18 protein-coding genes are annotated in these 20,172 nt (G+C 30.7%); 11 read left to right on the forward strand and 7 right to left on the reverse strand.

Annotated elements, in window-relative coordinates:
- The first annotated feature begins 112 nt into the window (after positions 1–112).
- The 5 genes from ACREVU_RS10405 (at position 113) to ACREVU_RS10425 (ending at position 3,428) form a co-directional block, all read left to right on the forward strand.
- Positions 113–661, forward strand: a complete 549-nt coding sequence (locus ACREVU_RS10405) for an RNA polymerase sigma factor (RefSeq protein ID WP_431551528.1) — start codon at positions 113–115, stop codon at positions 659–661.
- A complete protein-coding gene (locus tag ACREVU_RS10410; protein ID WP_431551529.1) occupies positions 651–881 on the forward strand; it encodes a hypothetical protein in 231 nt (76 codons plus the stop codon). Before ACREVU_RS10405 ends, ACREVU_RS10410 begins: the two co-directional genes overlap by 11 nt.
- A 22-nt stretch (positions 882–903) precedes the next feature.
- Positions 904–1,443 carry a signal peptidase I gene (gene lepB / locus ACREVU_RS10415; RefSeq protein WP_431551530.1) on the forward strand — a complete coding sequence of 180 codons (540 nt, stop codon included), beginning with the start codon at positions 904–906 and terminating at the stop codon, positions 1,441–1,443.
- Positions 1,444–1,615: 172 nt separating this feature from the next.
- Positions 1,616–2,020 carry a MerR family transcriptional regulator gene (locus tag ACREVU_RS10420; protein ID WP_431551531.1) on the forward strand — a complete coding sequence of 135 codons (405 nt, stop codon included), beginning with the start codon at positions 1,616–1,618 and terminating at the stop codon, positions 2,018–2,020.
- Between the two features lie 16 nt (positions 2,021–2,036).
- Complete coding sequence (locus tag ACREVU_RS10425; protein WP_431551532.1) at positions 2,037–3,428, forward strand: MATE family efflux transporter; 1,392 nt, start codon at positions 2,037–2,039, stop codon at positions 3,426–3,428.
- A gap of 129 nt (positions 3,429–3,557) precedes the next feature.
- Here ACREVU_RS10425 and ACREVU_RS10430 read toward each other — a convergent pair whose 3' ends face one another.
- Complete coding sequence (locus ACREVU_RS10430; protein ID WP_431551533.1) at positions 3,558–3,914, reverse strand: hypothetical protein; 357 nt, start codon at positions 3,912–3,914, stop codon at positions 3,558–3,560.
- Between the two features lie 227 nt (positions 3,915–4,141).
- On the opposite strand from ACREVU_RS10430, the gene ACREVU_RS10435 reads away from it, so the two are divergent.
- Together ACREVU_RS10435 and ACREVU_RS10440 are read left to right on the forward strand one after the other, a co-directional pair.
- Entirely contained in the window at positions 4,142–5,566 is a 1,425-nt protein-coding gene (locus ACREVU_RS10435) for a L,D-transpeptidase family protein (protein ID WP_431551534.1), read from the forward strand.
- Between the two features lie 174 nt (positions 5,567–5,740).
- A complete protein-coding gene (locus ACREVU_RS10440) occupies positions 5,741–6,586 on the forward strand; it encodes a PRD domain-containing protein (RefSeq protein ID WP_431551535.1) in 846 nt (281 codons plus the stop codon).
- 215 nt (positions 6,587–6,801) lie between these two features.
- Here ACREVU_RS10440 and ACREVU_RS10445 read toward each other — a convergent pair whose 3' ends face one another.
- Complete coding sequence (locus tag ACREVU_RS10445) at positions 6,802–7,887, reverse strand: putative NPN-dependent ornithine cyclodeaminase (protein WP_431551536.1); 1,086 nt, start codon at positions 7,885–7,887, stop codon at positions 6,802–6,804.
- Between the two features lie 56 nt (positions 7,888–7,943).
- Entirely contained in the window at positions 7,944–9,029 is a 1,086-nt protein-coding gene (locus ACREVU_RS10450) for a putative NPN-dependent ornithine cyclodeaminase (protein WP_431551537.1), read from the reverse strand.
- Between the two features lie 81 nt (positions 9,030–9,110).
- Between ACREVU_RS10450 and ACREVU_RS10455 the strand changes: the two genes are divergently transcribed.
- Complete coding sequence (locus ACREVU_RS10455) at positions 9,111–9,302, forward strand: hypothetical protein (protein WP_431551538.1); 192 nt, start codon at positions 9,111–9,113, stop codon at positions 9,300–9,302.
- A gap of 80 nt (positions 9,303–9,382) precedes the next feature.
- Positions 9,383–10,660 carry a D-alanyl-D-alanine carboxypeptidase family protein gene (locus ACREVU_RS10460; RefSeq protein WP_431551539.1) on the forward strand — a complete coding sequence of 426 codons (1,278 nt, stop codon included), beginning with the start codon at positions 9,383–9,385 and terminating at the stop codon, positions 10,658–10,660.
- 96 nt (positions 10,661–10,756) lie between these two features.
- Here ACREVU_RS10460 and ftsH read toward each other — a convergent pair whose 3' ends face one another.
- Complete coding sequence (gene ftsH / locus ACREVU_RS10465; protein ID WP_431551540.1) at positions 10,757–12,559, reverse strand: ATP-dependent zinc metalloprotease FtsH; 1,803 nt, start codon at positions 12,557–12,559, stop codon at positions 10,757–10,759.
- Between the two features lie 259 nt (positions 12,560–12,818).
- Between ftsH and ACREVU_RS10470 the strand changes: the two genes are divergently transcribed.
- A complete protein-coding gene (locus ACREVU_RS10470) occupies positions 12,819–13,457 on the forward strand; it encodes a TetR/AcrR family transcriptional regulator (RefSeq protein WP_431551541.1) in 639 nt (212 codons plus the stop codon).
- A 155-nt stretch (positions 13,458–13,612) separates the two neighbouring features.
- On the opposite strand, the gene ACREVU_RS10475 is transcribed toward ACREVU_RS10470, so the two are convergent.
- Positions 13,613–14,974: a radical SAM/SPASM domain-containing protein gene (locus ACREVU_RS10475; protein WP_431551542.1), complete on the reverse strand. Its 1,362-nt coding sequence runs from the start codon at positions 14,972–14,974 to the stop codon at positions 13,613–13,615.
- Between the two features lie 222 nt (positions 14,975–15,196).
- Between ACREVU_RS10475 and ACREVU_RS10480 the strand changes: the two genes are divergently transcribed.
- Positions 15,197–16,222 (forward strand): hypothetical protein, encoded by a 1,026-nt coding sequence (locus ACREVU_RS10480; protein ID WP_431551543.1) that lies wholly within the window; start codon positions 15,197–15,199, stop codon positions 16,220–16,222.
- Between the two features lie 15 nt (positions 16,223–16,237).
- Here ACREVU_RS10480 and ACREVU_RS10485 read toward each other — a convergent pair whose 3' ends face one another.
- Both ACREVU_RS10485 and ACREVU_RS10490 read right to left on the reverse strand, forming a co-directional pair.
- Complete coding sequence (locus ACREVU_RS10485) at positions 16,238–16,786, reverse strand: TetR/AcrR family transcriptional regulator C-terminal domain-containing protein (protein ID WP_431551544.1); 549 nt, start codon at positions 16,784–16,786, stop codon at positions 16,238–16,240.
- A 235-nt stretch (positions 16,787–17,021) separates the two neighbouring features.
- Positions 17,022–19,958 (reverse strand): insulinase family protein, encoded by a 2,937-nt coding sequence (locus ACREVU_RS10490; protein WP_431551545.1) that lies wholly within the window; start codon positions 19,956–19,958, stop codon positions 17,022–17,024.
- Positions 19,959–20,172: the final 214 nt, after the last annotated feature.

The following is a 20,172-nucleotide window of genomic DNA, read 5'->3' on the forward strand; positions in this document are numbered from 1 at the left end:
GGGATTTCATCTTGCTATGTTACTAAGTTATGAAGGCTTTGAAAATATGATGAATTATAAATTATTTAAATGTTATATTATAGTGCCAAAAATGGTTAGGTGGAAATAGACGATGAAAAATATTTTTAATATAAAGAAAATGAATAAAGAGAAATTTAAGGAAATATATGATGCTAATTTTAATTATGTTTATTCTTTCGTATTTTTAAGATTGGCTGCAAACAAAGAAGCCACAGAGGATATAGTTCAGGAGACTTTTATAAGTGCAATGAAAGGTATCACTAACTATAAAGGTACAAGCTCCTATAAAACTTGGCTCTGTGGAATAGCAAAAAATAAAGTGTTAAATTATTATAGAAGTACTATCCGGAAGGAGGGTTTTGCGTGTGGTGAAGAACTCAATTACGTAGAAGACATTCAAGATATTGAATTTATCGTCATCAATTTGGAGACTAGAAAAATAATTTTAGAAGCTTTAAGTAATTTGAAGCCTATTTATAAGTATGTTATTATTCTCAAATATGTAGATGATTATAGTGTAAACCACATTGCAAAATACTTATGCAAAACACCAAAGGCTATTGATGGCTTATTACAAAGAGCAAAAATTAGTTTCAGAAAAGAATTTATAAAGATATCAGGAGATGAGTATGATGAATGAAGATGAAATTTTAAAAGAAATGTTTAAATCTATAGATATAGAAATTGAACCGCCAGTTGGAACTAAACAAAGAATATATCAAAGACTTTTTTATGACTCAAAGCAACAATCTCATTTTTATTTATCTTGTCTTTCAAAGAAGGTTTTGAGGTTGGCGATTCAAGCATGGATTTTAATATGTATTTTTATGTCTATTTTCACTCCGATTAGTGCATTGTAATTTTTACGAGGGGGTTAAATAAATGAAATTATTAAAACAGGTTAGCAAAGATTGGTTATTGCCAATAATTGCAGCAATAATTTTAGCAACATTAATAAATAAATTTCTATTTTACAATGTTAAAGTTCCATCAGAATCTATGTATCCTACAATTAAGATAGGAGATAAAATTGTAGTTACAAGAGTTTATAATAAAGGTAAATTAAAAAGAGGTGACATAATCGTCTTTTATTCTTATGAATTAAAAGAGAAATTAATAAAAAGACTGATAGGCCTTCCAGGAGATGTAGTTGATGTAAAAGATACCGGAGAAGTTTTTATTAATGGAAAGAAAATTGAAGAACCCTATGTAGTATACAAGGAAGAGTTAGGTAAACAATTTAAGGTTCCAAAAAATAAATATTTGTTTTTCGGAGATAATAGAGCTGACTCGTGGGATGCTAGAAGATGGGAAAATTCGTATATAGATAGTAAGTATATAAAAGGAAAAGCGCAGTTTATTGTATATCCATTTAAGAGATTCGGGAAATTTGTAATTGGAAATGATGCTCTTAGTGAATAAGGGGTCAGGTTTCTGGGTAAATATAGTAAATGTAGAATAAATACTAAAAACGGACTTAGAAGGGCCTCCATATTTTTTTATGGAGGCCTTCTAAAATTTAGATGATTAGCAATGAAAGTGTAACCTTGACGTAAAGGTTATAGTGACGTATAATATTTTGATGAGGTGAATTATGGATACAACATATTATAAGATAGAAGAAGTTGCTCTTAAAACTGGGCTTACAAAAAGGGCCTTAAGATATTATGAAGACTTGAAACTTATAGAACCTAAAAGAACTGATGCTTCTTATAGATTATATTGTGAAGAAGACATTGAAAATATTAATAGAATAAAGGAGTTAAGAGAAAGTTTAGGCTTCTGCTTAAAGGATGTTAAAGTAATTATGGAACTGGGAAACGACGTTAAAGGGATTTTTAATGGAGATATAAAAGACAATTCTATGATAGATAAATCTATAAATAAAATTAAAGAGCAAATAGCTTTACTTGAAGAAAAAGAGCTTTCTTTAATAAATTCTAAAGAAAAATTTAAAACAGCTTTAATAAAGCTTGAAGAGTTTCGTAAAATCAAATAAGGGGACACGAATTTAAATGGACAATTCAAAACAATTAGGAGAAATGAAAGTATCAAAACTATTAATGAAATTTTCAATACCTGCAATAGTAGGTATGCTAGTAAATGCGCTATATAATGTAGTAGATAGAATTTTTATAGGCAATGGGGTTGGTTCTCTAGGGATAGCTGGTATTACAATTGCGTTCCCGGTTATGCTAGTAATGATGGCATTTTCCATGCTTATCGGTATAGGTGCCAATTCATTAGTTTCAATTAGGTTAGGGCAAAATAGAAAAGAAGAAGCAGAAGGTATTTTTGGTAATGCAGTCAGTTTATTAATTTTGACTTCTTTGATTTTAAGCATAGTAGGTTTAGTAGCTTTGGGACCATTGCTAAAGCTTTTGGGAGCTAGTGAGCAAATATTACCATATGCAAGAGATTATATGCAGATTATTCTATTAGGAGGAGTATTTCAATCCATTGGAATGGGTATGAATAATTTTATAAGATCTGAAGGCAATCCCAAAATAGCTATGTACACCATGTTAATTGGAGCTTTAATCAATACTATTTTAGATCCAGTTTTTATATTTGAGTTTCACTGGGGCATGCAAGGAGCAGCCTTGGCTACTATTATATCCCAAGCAATTTCAGCAATATGGGTAATGAGGTATTTCCTTGTAGGAAATAGCTTGTTAAAAATCCAAAGAAAAAATCTGCAATTAAAACCTGCTGTTATTCAAGGTATTCTTGCTTTAGGTGCTGCACCATTTGCAATGCAAATCGCTGCTAGTATACAAAATTTCATCATGAATACTAGCTTAGCTACTTATGGAGGAGATATTGCCATCTCAGGCATGGGGGTTGTAAATAGCATTATGACCCTTATGGTTATGCCTGTTTTTGGTATTACTCAAGGTGCGCAACCCATTATTGGTTACAATTACGGAGCAAAGAAATATGATAGGGTAAAAGAAACATATAAGTTAGCTGTAATATTTGCAACAAGTATTGTTGTACTTGGATGGATTATCACCAGGTTATTTCCTGAACAATTAGTTTCTATGTTTAATAGTAAAGATACAGAGCTTATTGCCTTTGGAACTATGGCGATTAAGAGATATATGATGTTCTTACCTTTTATTGGATTTCAAATTGTTTCATCAAATTATTTTCAAGCCGTGGGCAAATCAAAACATTCTGCATTACTTGGTCTTTCAAGACAGGTGTTGATACTTATTCCTGCTTTAATCATATTACCAAGATTTTTTGGATTAAAAGGTGTCATATCTGCAGGACCATTAGCTGATATTGTATCATCAATGGTAACTGGAACATTCATTTTCTTCGAAATGAAAAAATTGGATAACCACCATCAATCAACTATTATAAGAGATGTAGAAGAAACAGAAATAAAATTATATTAGGACAATAATTTAGTTGATAAGGATAACATGGTAGAGGAACTTTAACATGAATTACAAATTATCTGAATTTAATTAAAAATATAAAAGACGGACCACTTGCTAATAAATAGTAAGTGGGCTATTTACAATTTATTCCTCATATTTAATTTTCAAATCATCTGTAAAATCATTTATATCATTACACAATAACCATTCAAGTATTCTAACTTCTTCCTTATTTGGAATGAATTCCACATTTGCAGTGAGGAGCTTATTAAATCTATTAATGTTAAAGCTAGTAACTTTATTAATTTGTTCTACAATTGTTTGATTACTTTTTCTATAATTTTTATTAACTCGTTCAACTGCTCTAATAAATAATTGGGATAATTCTCTATCTCGGGTACCTTGTAATTTAAATGGATTATCAAGCTTAGTTGCTATCTCTTTATTACTCACAGTAACTAATTTTTTGTATTTTTCAAATGCAGTATGTTTATCTATCATTTTATTCCTCCCTAGTTTTAAATGAAAATAAATTTAGTTTTTATTAGTTATTATAGATTTTACCCTTGGGATTTAATTGTAATCATATGTTTATAAGAAAATTTTACACTTAATTATAACATTATTACTGTATAATAGATAATAATAAATATTTTTTTAGTTCACTTTACATTTTCTATACGTTGGAATATGATTAAAAAGTAATATTATATAAAAAGAGGTGTCCCATGGAAATACAGCAGGTAAAACGCAGAAAAACTAGAATGGAAGCAAAAAAATCAAAACTAAATAAGCCTATTAATGCTATTATAATTTCTATTTTTATTTTTATTGTTCTATATTTGGGCATATCAATTTATTTTAGCACTCATTTTTATTTTGGTTCTGTAATTAATGGTATCAATGCTTCTGGTAAAACTGTAGATCAGTTAGATAAAGCAGTAGCATCAAAATGTGAAATATATACGTTGGAATTAGAAGAACGAGGAGGTGTGAAGGAACAAATTAAGGCTTCTGACATTGGACTTAAATATAATGCAAAGGATAAAATGCAAGCATTAAAAGATAGCCAGAAATCTTTCAAGTGGATTAGTGCGCTTTTTAATCCTAAAGCATCTGAAATAAATGGAATGGCGACTTATGATGAAAAACTATTAAAAGAACAATTTGATAATCTTTCTTGTTTTGATAGTAAGAAAGTCATTCAGCCTAAGGAAGTTAGCTTTAAATATTCAGATGCTGGATATATGATTGTAAATGAGGTCAAGGGGAATAAAGTAAACAGCAAGCCATTATATGAAAATGTAGTAAATGCAATTCTGAGTGGAGAAACAACAATAAATTTGGAAACGAAAAATTATTATATAAACCCAAGGTATACTTCAAGTTCCAAAGGAGTTATAAATACTAAAGCTTTACTTAATAAATATATAGCTTCAAAAATTACTTATACCTTTAATGGAGGTGAAGAAGTTTTAGATGCGGCTCTAATACATAAATGGCTTAGTGTTGACAAAAATCTTGCAATTATATTTGATGAAAATGAAATAAAAAATTATCTTAGTAACCTTGATAATAATTATGATACATATGGTAAGCAAAGGGAGTTTATAACATCACTAGGAACAATGTTAAAGGTCAGTGGTGGAAATTATGGATGGTTAGTTGAGCGTTCAGGAGAAGTGGCAGATTTAATTGGCACTATAAAAGGTGGACAAACCATAGCAAAAGAACCCCGCTATATTCAAACCGCGTTATCTCATGATATTAATGATATTGGGAATACCTATGTGGAAATTAATATGACAAAACAGCATTTATGGTTTTATAAGAATGGTTCTCTTATTACACAAGGAGATGTTGTTACTGGTAATGTAAGTAGCAATTTTGCAACACCCACAGGTGTTTATAAACTACTATATAAAGAAAAAAATGCTACATTAAAGGGAGAGGGGTATAGTGTGCCTGTCAATGTTTTTATGCCATTTAATGGTGGTATTGGTATACATGATGCAAGCTGGAGAACAGTGTTTGGTGGAGATATATACTTAACAAATGGTTCACATGGTTGTATAAATTCACCACCTAAGTTAGCACAAACAATATTTGATAATATTGAGGCTGATACTCCGGTTATTTGTTATTTGCAATGATTTAATAACAATCTAGCAGGCATTGTATTGTAATAACTGAATTTGATCATAAAAAGGAATCCTGGGCTTTTAAATTAAAAGCTTATGATTCTTTTTTGTTTTTGTGTTATCATTGACATATAAATATCAATGATAACGTATACAGGCTTTCAGAATAAAATGGGGGTAAAAGCAATGAAAATTGAAACTTCTGATTTTAATGTGATTAAAGTAATTAATGATAATATTTTGCTGGTGTATCAAGCCAACACAGAAAAAATTCTTTATGAAAAAGGAATAGGAATTGGGAAGCATCCAGATGATAATATATCTAAAGATTCTTCTATTGAGAAAATATTTTCTATTAAGAATAAAATTAACTATGACAATTTTAATAAAATTGTAAATACTGTTGACGACGAAGTGATTGCGCTCTGTGAGGAAATAATACACATGATATCTAAAGAACTAAATGAAGATTTATATGAAAGAGTTCATTTATCACTAATTCACCATGTAGAGTTTACCTTAAAGAGACTTAAAAAGGGTGAAAATATTGAAAATCCATTTTTAGATGAAATTAAGATCCTTTTTTCAGAAGAATATAAACTAGCTCAAAAGGCTGCAACTATGATTGCTGATAAAACAAAGATTCACTTTTCAGATGGTGAAATTGCATTTATAACATTGCACATACATGCTGCAAGGAATGATGGCGGGTTGTCTAATGCGGTAAGGTATGCATTTGTATCAAATACTATTATAAAAATGATTGAGGATGAATTAGCTATTGAAATAGATGGAAAATCACTTGCGTATGCCAGATTTATTACTCATATTCGATTTACTATTCAAAGAATTTTAAACAATAATTCCCTTCAAAATAAATTATTACATACTATAAAGCATAAGTATTTTGCTTCCTTCAAGTTGGCACAAAAAATTTCGAAATTTGTTGAAGGCGAGTTAAATCTAAAGGTTTCTGAAGATGAAATTGCGTATTTGGCTGTATATATTCAGAAATTTAAAAGGATTAATTGAAAGAAATAGGTTAATTTTCAAGATAAGGTATTTTTGCTACCATTTTAAAAGTTATAATGTAAAAATATGACCATTAGCAAAAAACACTTACAATTTGTTCATATCCCCCGGCTTTTTTATGAGAGTAGCGAATTTGCTAAACCATAAAGTTATAACTAAGATAAAGGGGACATGACAAATTTAAGCAAAAGTTTTTTGTGATTATAGCTTTTGAATTATTTAATCAATCCTTCCGCTACGTTAACTATAAAGTCTTGGACGTTTGTAACTAAGGTCTTAACTTCTAATGTTCCTCTATCAGATAACTTGTTAACAGAGAACTCTTGTATATCTATAGAATATATATAAACTGGTCTGACAACCCCATCTTTTACTGTGTAAGATGGAGTCATATTTCCTGCAGCTATGGTATGAAGTACTGTGGATAAGCATATAAGCATAGTTGCCCCTCGTGTATGTTTTCTCATTGCATTTTGGGATTCATACACATTATCATAAACATTTGGTAAGGTATAGCTATCTCTTATACTACCAGCAAGCACTACGGGAACATTATTTTCGGCGCAAGCTTTTAATATACCATCTTTAACTTTTCCTGAGTTTATAAGCTCCTCGATTGAACCTGAACGTCTAGCCTCATTTATAGTTGCAATGTAGTTATACTGAGCATTCTCATGAGACTCAAAAATTTCTTGTCCTGATACTGTTTTGAACATTGCTTTTTCTAAATCATAAGTAGCAAGGTTATTTCCAGATAAAACAGCTTGAGCATATCCGTTTTCTACCAGTGAGGCAAATGCAGATCTAGATTTGTCATCCAATGCAATTGAAGGTCCTAAAACCCAAACTATTTTTCCGGCATGGTCCTTTTCATATTGCATAATTTCATATAATTCATCGTAATCTTTAGAGAAGGCTGTTTCTCTCGATCTACCACTTCTAAATGCAAAGGTATCAGTATCTGACTCATCAGTAACAAAGCCTTTAGTGTACATATAGATGCCTTCACTTGCATCTTCAGTTCTTCCCATGACAACTTTATCGCCAATTTTTAAATTTCTAAATTCCACAACAGATATTTCATAATTGCTGGTAACAACTGCAACACTGTCCATACGGCTCTCATTAGCTATTACCCAATTTCCTTTAATCTTAAAATATTCAGGATATATTGATAATGCATGATAGTCTTTATGAGTAACTCCTTCTTTAATTACTTCTTCGAGTTTACAGTCTGGAGCATTAATAAGAAAATCTTGCGAGAAATCTGGTGGTGTATACTTTGGTAATTCAAAACTCATTTTAAATCTCCTCCTACTAATAGAATAATGTATGTTAGTGTTTAGATGCAAATAACTTAGAAGTTACATTGACACAAGTTTTTTTGAAGATTAACTACAAAATCTTGAACATTAGTAACTATTGTTTTAACACCTACGTATTCCCTGGCAACTGCTACTTGATTAACTGCATATTCAGCAATATCTACGGAGTAAAAATATACCGGTCTTACGTTTCCATCAATAACTCTATAAGATGATGCTAAGTTTGCAGTTGCTACTGAGTGAAGAACCGTAGCAAGACAAATTATTACTGTTGCTTTATCCGTTTGCTTTTTCATAGCATCTAGACCACAAGATACACTATGATAAACTGGTGGAAGTGGCCCGTCATCCCTTATAGATCCAACAAGAACTATAGGTATATCCTTCTCTATACAGGTTTTCATAAATCCATCTTTTATATTTCCTTCATCAAGTAATGCTTCTATAGAACCTGCGCGTCTAGCCTCATTAATTAAATCTAAATGGTTATAGTGTCCCATTAAGACTGATTCTTGAGTATATATATTTTGACCTAGTGCTGTTCCGAGAAGTCCACCTTCTAAATCATGGGTTGCCATAGCATTTCCAGCCATAAGAGCATTTACATAACCGTTTTCAGCAAGTTCTGATAGTGCAGCTCTAGTATCATAATCAAAAACCACAGCTGGCCCTAAGACCCAAACTATATGTCCATTATTTTGTTTTTCATATTCTAATAATTCATGTAGTTCTTCATAATCCCTTGAAAATGAAGATTCAACAGAGCGACCTAGGCCTACATTTGGTAAGTTATCAAATCCACTAGTATACTTGTAGATACCTTCGCTTCCATCTTCAGATTTTCCTAAAACAACTTTATCATAAACTTTAAGGTTTCTAAATTCCACACTTTCTACAGTGTTGTTATCGCGAACGACAGCGGCGCATTCTATAGACGTTTGGGTTGGAAGTACCCACTCTCCTTTAACTTTAAAATATTCAGGAGATATAGAAGTTATTAAGAAACCTTTAGGAGCAACTCCATCTTTTTTAACTTCACCTGTTTTAACATCTGGTGCATCAACAAGAAAACTCTGCGAGAAATCTGGTGATATGAACTTTGGTAATTGAAAACTCATCTGAAAGTTCCTCCTTTAGTGTAATGTATTTAAACTAATAGTCAGATTATTTTATGAAATACAATTCATTATAACTAATAATTGTATAAAGATAAAGCTTATCTTACTAAACAGTTTGGTGCTGAAGATGTAGCGGCTTCTTTAATAAAAACTATTTTTGACAATAATGCTATTCTAAAAAATAGTTTAGGCCAGAAGTTAAATAAAAGAAGAGTAAATATTGAGTTTGCTAAATCTAGTGCTAACTCTGAAAACTTAAGAATTCTTATTTAAAATTATCTTGTAAAATGATATACTGTAAAATGTGTTTTATAAAGAACTAACAATAAATTAAAGTAATGGAGAGATGAAAATTGAAGCATAAAAGTTTTATTAGTTTGATTGTTTTATTATTGGTATTATCTATGAGTTCAAATGTTTTTGCTGCATATGACAATGGCACTACTAATTTACCAACAATATATGGTAAAGCAGCAATTACTGTAGACGTTGCAACTGGCGAAATAATTTACGCGAAAGATGTGGACAAGCAAATGTATCCAGCGAGTACAACAAAGTTAATGACCGCACTATTGTTGGCTGAGAATACAGAAAAAACTGATGAAATAAAATATACTGAAACTGCAAAAAATCAGCCAGCAGATTCTTTAAATATTAATTTTCATTCAATAGGACTTGATGAAGAAATGTCAAGTGCAGACGTAATGGATGGTCTGTTACTGTATTCAGCAAATGATGCGGCCTATATGATTGCAGACAACTTTGGAGAAGATTCAACAAACTTTATGCAAATGATGAACCATAAGGCAGCCAAATTGAATATGACAGGAACTCATTTTGTAACTCCTAATGGGCTTCATGATGAAGATCATTATACTACATCGTATGATATGAGTATATTGGCTAGAGCCGCATTTTTAAACCCTTGGGTAAAGGAATCAATGAGTAAAAAGGAAAATACCATATCAACATCAAAGGGTACAACATTTAAACTAGAGAATAGCAACAAACTCCTTGGGGTGGATGGTTGTATTGCTGGAAAAACAGGATTTACTACACCTGCTGGGAGATGTCTTGTAGCTTTTTATACGAGAAATGGTAGGCAAGTTATGGGAGTTGTTTTTGGATCATTGATGGATGACAAAGATACTTATGTTTTTAATGATATGAAAAAAATAATTGACTATAGCTATGATTTAAAACCAACAGTATTGTATGCAAATAAATCTATTATAAAAACTGAAATATTAAAATACAAACCTCTTGGTTTTTTTGGACCAGAGAAAACTGTTAGTATACCACTGGTAGTTAAAGAGGATGTTAGCTACTATAACAACGAAGCAAACAAAAAAGATTTGCAGGAAAAAATAAATGTAGCCAGTATTGACCTTTCTAGTCTTAAAGGAAATGATAGTATTGGAACCTTATCATTAAATGAAAAAGGAAAAGTCAAAAATTATAAGCTTTATTCAACGGTGTCTAAAGCAGATTTAGTAAAAAAGGATAGGCCTATATATTTTGTGACTGCTGGAATTTTCATCTTATTTTTAATTGTATTAGCATTTATAATAAGAACAGTTAATTTAAATAAAAGAAAAAAAAGAAGAAGTAGACGTAAACTTTACAGGTAGATAAATTTACAAAAACAAAGGAATGCACATGTTAGTGGCATTCCTTTTGTTTTTGCAAATTTATTATATTTTTTAAAAGGGTTATAGGTGAGTAGATTAGCTTTTTGCAAATATTTCTTGGAACTCAACTGCTTCAAGCTTCTCTCTTATTAAAAGTTCTTCTGCAACTGCATTAAGTTTACTCCTATTTTCAGTAAGAAGTGTCAATGCCTTTGTATATGCTCCATCTATAAGTTTTTTTATTTCTACATCTATTTTGTATAGAGTTTCTTCACTATAACTTTTACTTTTACCCATGTCACGTCCAAGGAATACTTCATCACTACCTGAACCAAAAGAAATTGGCCCAAGAGTATCACTCATACCATAATCCATTATCATTTTTCTTGCGATTGTTGTTGCTCTTTCGATATCATTGCTTGCGCCAGTACTTATATCTCCAATAACTAGTTTTTCCGCAACTCTACCACCTAATAGTCCTACAATTTCTTCTTCAAGTCTTGACTTAGACATATATGATCTGTCCTCATCTGGAAGACGCATAGTATATCCGCCAGCCATTCCTCTTGGAACTATACTTATCTGGTGAACAGGATCTGACTTTGGAAGCAAATTCATTACAATTGCATGGCCTGCTTCATGATATGCTGTAAGTCTTCTATCAGCCTCAACTATCACTCTGCTTTTCTTTTCAGGTCCAGCAATTATTCTTGTAACTGCTTCTTCAAGTTCTTCCATTCCAATAAGCTTTTTATCTTTTCGTACAGCGAGTAGTGCGGATTCATTCATTAAGTTTTCGATGTCCGCACCTGTAAATCCAGGAGTTCTCCTAGCAAGTACACTAAGTTTAACGTCTGGTTCAAGATGTTTATTTTTTGAATGAACTGCCAAAATTTCTTCTCTACCCTTGACATCAGGAACACCAACAAGTATTTGTCTGTCAAATCTACCTGGTCTTAGTAATGCTGGATCAAGTACATCTGCTCTATTTGTAGCTGCAATCATTATTATTCCTTCATTTTCTCCAAAACCATCCATCTCAACTAGCAGTTGGTTTAATGTCTGTTCTCGTTCATCATTTCCGCCGCCGACACCTGCACCTCTTTGTCTACCAACAGCATCAATCTCATCTATAAAAATTATACAAGGTGAGCTCTTTTTTGCTTGATCAAATAAATCTCTTACTCTAGAAGCTCCAACTCCTACAAACATTTCTACAAAATCTGAACCTGAGATGCTGAAAAATGGGACTCCAGCTTCTCCTGAAATAGCTCTTGCAAGAAGTGTTTTACCAGTTCCTGGAGGTCCTATAAGCAAAACTCCCTTTGGTATACGAGCGCCCATGTCTATATATCTTTTAGGCTGTTTTAAAAAATCTACTATCTCTGCAAGTTCAGCTTTTTCTTCATCTGCTCCTGCAACATCATCAAAACTAACTTTTTTATTGTTAATAGGATCTACAAGTTTTGCCTTGCTTTTACCAAATTTCATTACACCGCCACTTCCACCAGCGCCCTTGGATTGTTTTAGGAATATAAACCCAAAGCCAACAAGCATTAATATGAATAGTAAATTAGGCAGAAAGTTTAACCACATTACCATATTTGATGGTGCTAGGTATGTTTCTTGAACAGGTGGATTCTTTGGATTGTCTTTTATAAACTGAAATAGTCTAGCCGATGGAACAACTGTTTTATAGGCAGTTCCATTTTTTAAAGTTCCAGAAACTGACATCTGATCATCTTCCACCACGAAGTTTTTGATAGTGTTATTTGTCCAATTGGTCTGAAATTGATTAAAATTAATATTTGTTGAAGTCTGATCTGGTTTAGCAACCATGAATACTGCAATAATAATGAAAATTATAGTCCAAACAGCAATACTTGATTTCTTTTTCATCAGAAATCACCTCTCTTTCTCAATATGTACTTATTTTTTTGAACGTTCTTAGTCTATCACTTATTATATACTTAAGCCTACTAAAATTCTATTAATTTCTATCATAAATATATAACATTAAATTCTTACCATTAATAAATGAAAGTATATCATAGCTGTTAATAAAACACAACAGTTTCAAAACTATTATGTTCAGTTATGTTGAAAATATGTTTGAATTGTGTTATATTTATGAAAAATGGAGAATGGAGGTTTGGGGATGGAGATAATAAATGAATCCAATTTCATTGAGAATCTTGAAGGAAAAGTCCCAGGCAAGATTGGAAGACCCGTAGATAAACTGCGTGATCTCGCTATTCTAAAAGCTGCACTGGAGCTAGTAGCAGAATTGGGTTATGATTCGGTAACTATGGATTCCATTGCATTAAGAGCCCATGCGGGGAAAGCTACCTTATACCGCAGATGGAAATCTAAACCCTACCTTATAGCTGAAGCCATAGGATTTATGATGCCTTGTGAGCAGAAGGTTGATACTCATCGTTGTGGGGACAATCTAAGAGATTATTTGTGTGAATTATTTAGCATATATTTCGGGATAAGAGACGAGGTAAGGCAAAAGGTAATGCTGTCCATAGCAACAGCAATAAATAGGGATAAATTATTATCCGAAGCAATTCAATTGAATTGTTTAACGGATCAAACATGTGTATTTAGTGATGCCATAGAATGCGCCATTAATAAGAAATTAAACAAAGAACAGTTGAAACTTCTCGCTGATGTGGGGCCAGCGTTATTATTTTATCAACTTTTAATTACTGGAAAACCCATTAAAATCAGCTATGTAGAACATATTGTTGATCATTTAATAATTCCACTCATAGAACTGAATAAAAAATAAGGCACGTTATCTTGAAAACCAGCGTAATTGCCAAGTTTTCCATAGTTTTATGTGGATATTTTCTTAAAAAAAAGCTTTGGATATGTGATTTTAGCATTTATGTTTACAAACATATCATATAAAATTATCCCGTTGTTGTTTGCAACGGGATAATTTTATATTTTAGAATTTTGATTATGGTCTTTCCAAATTTTATTAGATGTAATTTCCCAATTATCAGCTGCATTTTCACATTTTGCACATAGATCATGGACATCTTCTGGATTTTGTAAATCTGTTGATTTTGCATTAGATTTGTCAACTATATCGGCCAGTCTACCTTTATTATCAAGAAGAGGGCATGGACGCAAGAAATTTTCACTAAATGGTTGATTTTTTTTGTATTGCATGAATAACGGTCTTTGGAATGCCTCTATCAATGAATGTTCATACACATTAGAATCTGAATAATGAATAAAGGCACATGGTTCAATATCACCATTAGCATTAATGTGTAAATACCTACAGCCACCTGCAATACATCCATCTACAAATTCTCCATCATTCCAGAAATCCATAGTAAAGATAGGCTTAGTTTTACGGAAATCTCGTATTTGATTATACATATATTCTCTTTGATTTGAATTTGCCATAAGTTCAGGTACTGCGTCTATGCCAACAGGCATATATGTGAAAAACCAGGCAAATTTTGCACCTTTTTGGATCATATCATCAAAATATTCTTCACTACCGATTACTTGAGTATTCTTGCTAGTATAACAGCAGGATATACCAAAGGGTAGTTTTTTATTTTTCAGTATTTCCATAGCATTTATTACAGCTTTATAGGTTCCCTTTCCTCGTCTGAAATCAGTTTCTTTTTCAAATCCTTCTACACTTATTGCTGGAACAAGGTTTTTTACCTTTAACATTTCTTCAGCAAAATCGTCATCTATTAAAGTACCATTTGTAAATGCCAAAAATACACAATCATTATGTTTTTCACAAAGCTTAATAATATCTTTTTTCCTCATTAAAGGTTCGCCACCAGAATATATATACATATAAACTCCTAGTTTTTTACCTTGATCAATTATATCATCTAATGTCTCATAACTCATAGAAAGCTTATTCCCATAGTCTGCTGCCCAGCAACCAGTGCATTTAAGATTGCATGCAGAAGTTGGATCCATTAGTATAGCCCAAGGCACATTACAATTATACTCTTGTCTTGATTGCTTTTCTCGTTCTAAACCTATCATTGATGCATTGACAATAAAGTTTTCAAATAAAGTTTTTCGCACATTCTCATCGATGTCTGAATAAACATTTTCAATAAGCCTATGCCAGTTTCCATCCTTATCCTCAATTACTTCTTTTACATTTTCAAGTTTAGAAGATACATGGCCATTTTTATCAAATTTTTCAATCCAATCTATTAATTTTGGAACATTCTTGTCTGGATCAGAATCTAAATAATTAAGAATCTTTTTTAACCCGAATGATTTAAATTGTTCTTTAATGTTACTGTTTATCATATTAATAACCACCTTAGCAAATATTTTTCAACTATTTTTATCGTTAATATAATTATAAAATAGATTTTTATTTTTAAAACTGGTCAAAAAAAAGTAATGTCTTAAATTTTACCATATATTTTTTTTTGTAACATTTTTAGACAACTGCTTAAATTGTCGCTTTACAGTTTTACATATATGTTCTATTGTTTACTTATATTAAGAGAAATGAAGGGAATATATATGATAGATACTCGTATAACTATCAAAATGATTGAAACTGCTATAAATAAGGGCATTAGAGATATAGAATGTAACCCAAAACGTGGAGTCAGAAATTTAGTTGACTTAGCTAATCACTTTACTATGGGTCCCTTTCAAAAAGATGTTTTAAATATAATGGAAGTTATGTTAAGTAATTCAAATAGTCCTTATTATAATATGGTATCTGAACTAGTTAATAATGTAGATCATAATACAATTAAAACCTTTGGAATTAATATAGGATATAATAGTTGGAATAACGGATCAAAAAAAATCCGTGAAGGGAAAAAACTTCATGGATATAATATTCCATGGACTATAATCTTTAATTTTAAAAATCAAATAGGGGATAAAATAAGCCCTGACGAGATTATTAATATTATAAAACAAGGGAAAAGAATAGGTATTTATAGTTATATGTTTTTTATGGATAGTATGGATGGATTTTCAGATATCGTTAGGAAAAATATTGATTGTGCCTTTATTTTATATGTACCCCACTATAAACTTACAGAGGAAAAAATGATTAAAATAAAATCATATGATAACATTATTTTTTCAATTTTATATGATAGGCATACTGATATACAAGAGTTTAAAAAAACAATTCAATTATTGCATAATAATAAATGCTTATTTGGAATTCATAGTTACTATGATGATGGGAATGCTAAAGATATTTTAAACAATAAATGGGTAAATGTACTTAAAGACTTTAGATGTGTTTTTGGATTTCTTATACAATCTAATAAATGTAGCATCAAAAATGCAGCGTTAATGCACGAATATGTTTTAAATTCTAAAACTAATCAAGAGCATTCATCTTTTTTAATAGATTTATATAAAGATATTGCTAGAATAAATAAAATTATATCTATAGAATCATGCTGCCTTAGTATTAAGAAAAATGGAGAGGTATGTTTTTGTGGTTGTAGTAACCAGGTAGCCTTTAATATTAAAGAAATGTCATTGGTGGAGATTTTGTCAAAATCAAAAGAAGATTAAATTATTTAAAATAATTTAATCTTCTTTTGTATCTTCAATTACCTTAATTGCTATTCCTTTTATGGCACATCTTGTTAAATCTACAAATTTTTCAGGTGAAATATCCTTATCTTCAACAAGCCAACGTGTAATTGCAACCCGAGTTGCATCTGAAAAGTAGACAGATAAAAACTCCTTATTTTCGTGATCCTCAAATATATTTCCAAAATTAATTAACATAAATGGTTCTATTACTTCCATAAAAAAATCTGAAAAAGAATTTTGACCTGTTACACTTAATGCATTACAATAAAATACCTTGTTTTCATAAAAGTAGTCACAAATATTTTTAAGTAAATCCCAAATATCAGAAGAAGAAGTTTTTTGCATTGCTGAAACAAAATCAGTGTAAAATATCCAATTAACCAAATCATATTTATCTTTAAAGTGATAATAGAAACTTTTTCTGTTCATCATGCGGCTATTAGTAATATCACTTATGGTGATTTTGTGCAGTGGTTTTTCTTCCATAAGATCCTTCATAGCATCTGCCAAGGCCAGTTTTGTTATTTGAGAATTTGACATAGAAATCCCACCTTCATAATATACACAAACATGATAGCATTTTCCCATTATTTAGTCTATATGATATATAGTTTTATAATACTTTATCATTTTTTGTTATAAATATCAAGTGGAAAATCTCTTGAGCCCTATTCACGCAGCCTGCGTATCAATTCTAAACCTTTAGCATACAAAAGTAACTGCAATAACAAAGCACAGCTGTGATAGCCTGTGCTTTGTTATTTTTAACATGCTTTTATAAAAACATGCTTATCTTATCAAACATATGTTTATTTGCTTTTATTTTTCCTTCATTGCCTACTACGCAGCAATAATTTTGGCCCATTCCCAATTTAATCATGTTGGCATAGAATTTTATATCTTCCACACTTGTATTTAAAATCTCATCTCTTTCCCTTTGAATGTCTTCATTAGTTATATTACAAATATAGTTTTCAACTGACTTTTCACCTTTTTTATCAGGTGTTAATGGCTTGTATACTCTTCCCACTGTTCCGATTATAAAATTTTCCATATCTTTTTCCGTAAAATCTGCATTTTCTAAAAACTTGTATGCCTCATTATATGTGATTACAGTTTTGGTGAGGTTTGGATCACGGAAAGATACAAAAGCTAAATTACCATCTTTATTCATATCCATAAAGCACCCATAAGCACCACCTTGAAGACGGACTCTGGGATAAAGATATTCATTATCCAATATATTTTGCATAACTCTCATTTTTCCTGAGTACTTGTAACCAAGTTTTGCAAAATTGAATCCCTTAGCCACAAATTGTACATTACTAGCGGTGATTAATCCTTCTATTTCACTTGATGGTTGCCATTTAATAGTAGGAATTTCAGCCTTAGCAGTTTTAAGATTATCCAAAATAATATTAATATTTGAGACCAATTTTTCACTTTCATTATCTTCACCTACTATTGAAATAATTAAATTGTTTTTACTGAAAATAGCTTTATATACTTTTATAAGATTAAATTCAATTTTATCGCAGATGGTATCAAAGTTCTTTTCTAAGTTGCATATAAACCCGTAATATAATATACCGCTAAGGGTATCCCTGTATCTATCGGCAAAAGAGAATTTAGAAAATACCCTAGTAATTGCAATTGTATGTCCTGCATTTATGATTTCCATTTGAAGCTTGGATTTAATTTCTTGAATAACCTGTTTAAGTCTACTCATATTATCAAACTTAGTGGAGACTATTATTTCATTAATTAATTGAAGAACGTCAGGAATATTTTCTGAAATTACCTTTGATTTAATAATAAATTTATGTTTATAGGCTTCCACATTATCTTTTTTAGTATAAATTTTATTTTCGAAAGTTATTCCACCAGTCTTCTTATAAATTTCAGTGATAAGCTGTGAATATGATCTTTTTTCTGTATCAAGCTCGCCTAAAATATTGCTTAGAAGTCCTAAATAAGGAATATACTTTTCCTTAATAAAACTTGCATCAAATAATAAATTTATATATGCTATTTTATTTGTATACATATTACTATTAAGAATAGTTACACCTTTTGCTTTCACTACTGTTTGTGGAAAATCTTCTGCTTTTGTGCATACTTCACCTATAGGCAATTTAGGAACGGTATCTTTAGCTTCTTGTGTATCTACACTAACTTGAGCCTCTTTTAATTTTATGTTTCTAGCGTTTAGTTCTTGAAGTTCTGTGGCTGAAAGAGAAGCTTTGTAACTTTGAAGTTTTTTGTCTAAAGCTCTTGTTTTACATTCCGATAGTCCTTTTTTAGGGTTTAGAACCACCAGTGAGCAATGAGAATTTTTAAGCATATATTTTTCAACGAAACTTTCAAAATAATTATTGGATATAGAAGTTTTTATTTTATTTAGGGTTTCTTCGTACTTTAGATGAGTAAGAGCATTGCCATCATAAAGCCAACTGTTTAGTACTCTTTCATTATATTGAAGTCCCTTATTAGCAATTCGCCATGGATCTGCTTCACGTAGCTGAAATTCAACTGAATTTATAGCTGCTTCTAATAGGTTTTTATCAATACCATTTTTTACAAGAGTTTTAAGAGTATCAAAAATAACGCTTTTAAATTTCTCTTTTTTACTTTCGTCTGTATTTTTAACTGCTATTACAAATATATCCTGTTTAGTTGGGTCCATATTCATATCATCGATTGTAAGTAAACATTCTCCTAATCCTTCTTTAAGTAAAGCTGCTTTAATAGGGGATGCTGAGGATTCAATAAACATATTGTAAAGTATTTTCATAGTTAAGTATTCTTCACCATTACTTGTTTCTTCACAGGCAAAGCTTAAAGCTAAGAAGGTTTTATTTTTTTCATCCTCTTCTTCACTAATAGAATACTCAGATGTTTGCTCTACCATACTCTCAAAGGATTCAACATTTTCTATATGTGATGGTATTTCTATTCTATCAAATTCCATAAGATATTCATGGTTTATAAATTCAAGACACTTATGTAAATCTTGATTTCCATATAAAAATATATAACTATTAGACGGATGATAAAATTTGCTGTGAAATTTTTCAAAATTTTCTTGAGTAAGCTCTGGTATCACTTCTGGGTCTCCACCTGAAACAAAAGCATAAGTAGTATTTGGAAATAATGAGCTATATATATTGCTGCAAACAACTTCCTCTGGTGAAGATAGCGCACCCAACATTTCACTATATACTACCCCTTTATAAGTTAACTTATTTGTTTCTGGATCAATTTCATGTCTCCATCCTTCTTGACGTAGTATTTCATGATTTTTATATATATTAGGGTGTAAAACTGCATCTAAATATACATTCATTAAATTCATAAAATCCTTATGATTTCTGCTTGAAACTGGATAAATAGTTTTGTCTGTATAAGTCATAGCATTTAAAAATGTTTTCAAAGAACTTTTAGAAGTATCACTAACTGGATCTTTGCTTTTGAATTTTCTTGATCCACAAAGCACAGAATGCTCTAAAATGTGTGCTACTCCTGTACTATCTGTGGGTGTTGTCCTAAATCCAATTGAAAACAATTTATTATCATCATTATTTTCTAAATGTATTAGTCTTGCACCACTTTTAATATGCTCGAATATTCTAGCTACAGATTGAATTTCATTAATCGTACTTTGCTCTACCAACTTAAAACCGTAATACATTTCATTAATTTTAAATTCCATTTAAATCTCCCCCAACTTTAGTGTAATTGTTTAGCCTAACATATTTAGGCTTTAGAAATCACATACTAACATTTATATTAATAATACACTCAAACTTCGCACAAGTAAAACTCGCATAAAACCTTGATATATAAACGTTTAAAAGCATTAATAAGTATAAAAATCCTCTTAAAAATGATATAATGTAAGTAACAACAAATACATAAACATCACG

The sequence above is a fragment of the Clostridium sp. genome (genome assembly GCF_050717535.1).
In the GTDB taxonomy this organism is placed as follows: Bacteria; Bacillota; Clostridia; order Clostridiales; family Clostridiaceae; genus Clostridium_AD.

Bases quoted from the DNA above. Each gene is read 5' to 3' on its own strand.
- ftsH (WP_431551540.1), bottom strand. From the start codon at position 12,559: ATGAAAAAGAAATCAAGTATTGCTGTTTGGACTATAATTTTCATTATT.
- ACREVU_RS10490 (WP_431551545.1), bottom strand. From the start codon at position 19,958: ATGGAATTTAAAATTAATGAAATGTATTACGGTTTTAAGTTGGTAGAG.
- ACREVU_RS10440 (WP_431551535.1), top strand. From the start codon at position 5,741: ATGAAAATTGAAACTTCTGATTTTAATGTGATTAAAGTAATTAATGAT.
- ACREVU_RS10475 (WP_431551542.1), bottom strand. From the start codon at position 14,974: ATGATAAACAGTAACATTAAAGAACAATTTAAATCATTCGGGTTAAAA.
- ACREVU_RS10445 (WP_431551536.1), bottom strand. From the start codon at position 7,887: ATGAGTTTTGAATTACCAAAGTATACACCACCAGATTTCTCGCAAGAT.
- lepB (WP_431551530.1), top strand. From the start codon at position 904: ATGAAATTATTAAAACAGGTTAGCAAAGATTGGTTATTGCCAATAATT.
- ACREVU_RS10450 (WP_431551537.1), bottom strand. From the start codon at position 9,029: ATGAGTTTTCAATTACCAAAGTTCATATCACCAGATTTCTCGCAGAGT.
- ACREVU_RS10435 (WP_431551534.1), top strand. From the start codon at position 4,142: ATGGAAATACAGCAGGTAAAACGCAGAAAAACTAGAATGGAAGCAAAA.
- ACREVU_RS10405 (WP_431551528.1), top strand. From the start codon at position 113: ATGAAAAATATTTTTAATATAAAGAAAATGAATAAAGAGAAATTTAAG.
- ACREVU_RS10480 (WP_431551543.1), top strand. From the start codon at position 15,197: ATGATAGATACTCGTATAACTATCAAAATGATTGAAACTGCTATAAAT.
- ACREVU_RS10425 (WP_431551532.1), top strand. From the start codon at position 2,037: ATGGACAATTCAAAACAATTAGGAGAAATGAAAGTATCAAAACTATTA.
- ACREVU_RS10430 (WP_431551533.1), bottom strand. From the start codon at position 3,914: ATGATAGATAAACATACTGCATTTGAAAAATACAAAAAATTAGTTACT.
- ACREVU_RS10485 (WP_431551544.1), bottom strand. From the start codon at position 16,786: ATGTCAAATTCTCAAATAACAAAACTGGCCTTGGCAGATGCTATGAAG.
- ACREVU_RS10410 (WP_431551529.1), top strand. From the start codon at position 651: ATGATGAATGAAGATGAAATTTTAAAAGAAATGTTTAAATCTATAGAT.
- ACREVU_RS10470 (WP_431551541.1), top strand. From the start codon at position 12,819: ATGGAGATAATAAATGAATCCAATTTCATTGAGAATCTTGAAGGAAAA.
- ACREVU_RS10420 (WP_431551531.1), top strand. From the start codon at position 1,616: ATGGATACAACATATTATAAGATAGAAGAAGTTGCTCTTAAAACTGGG.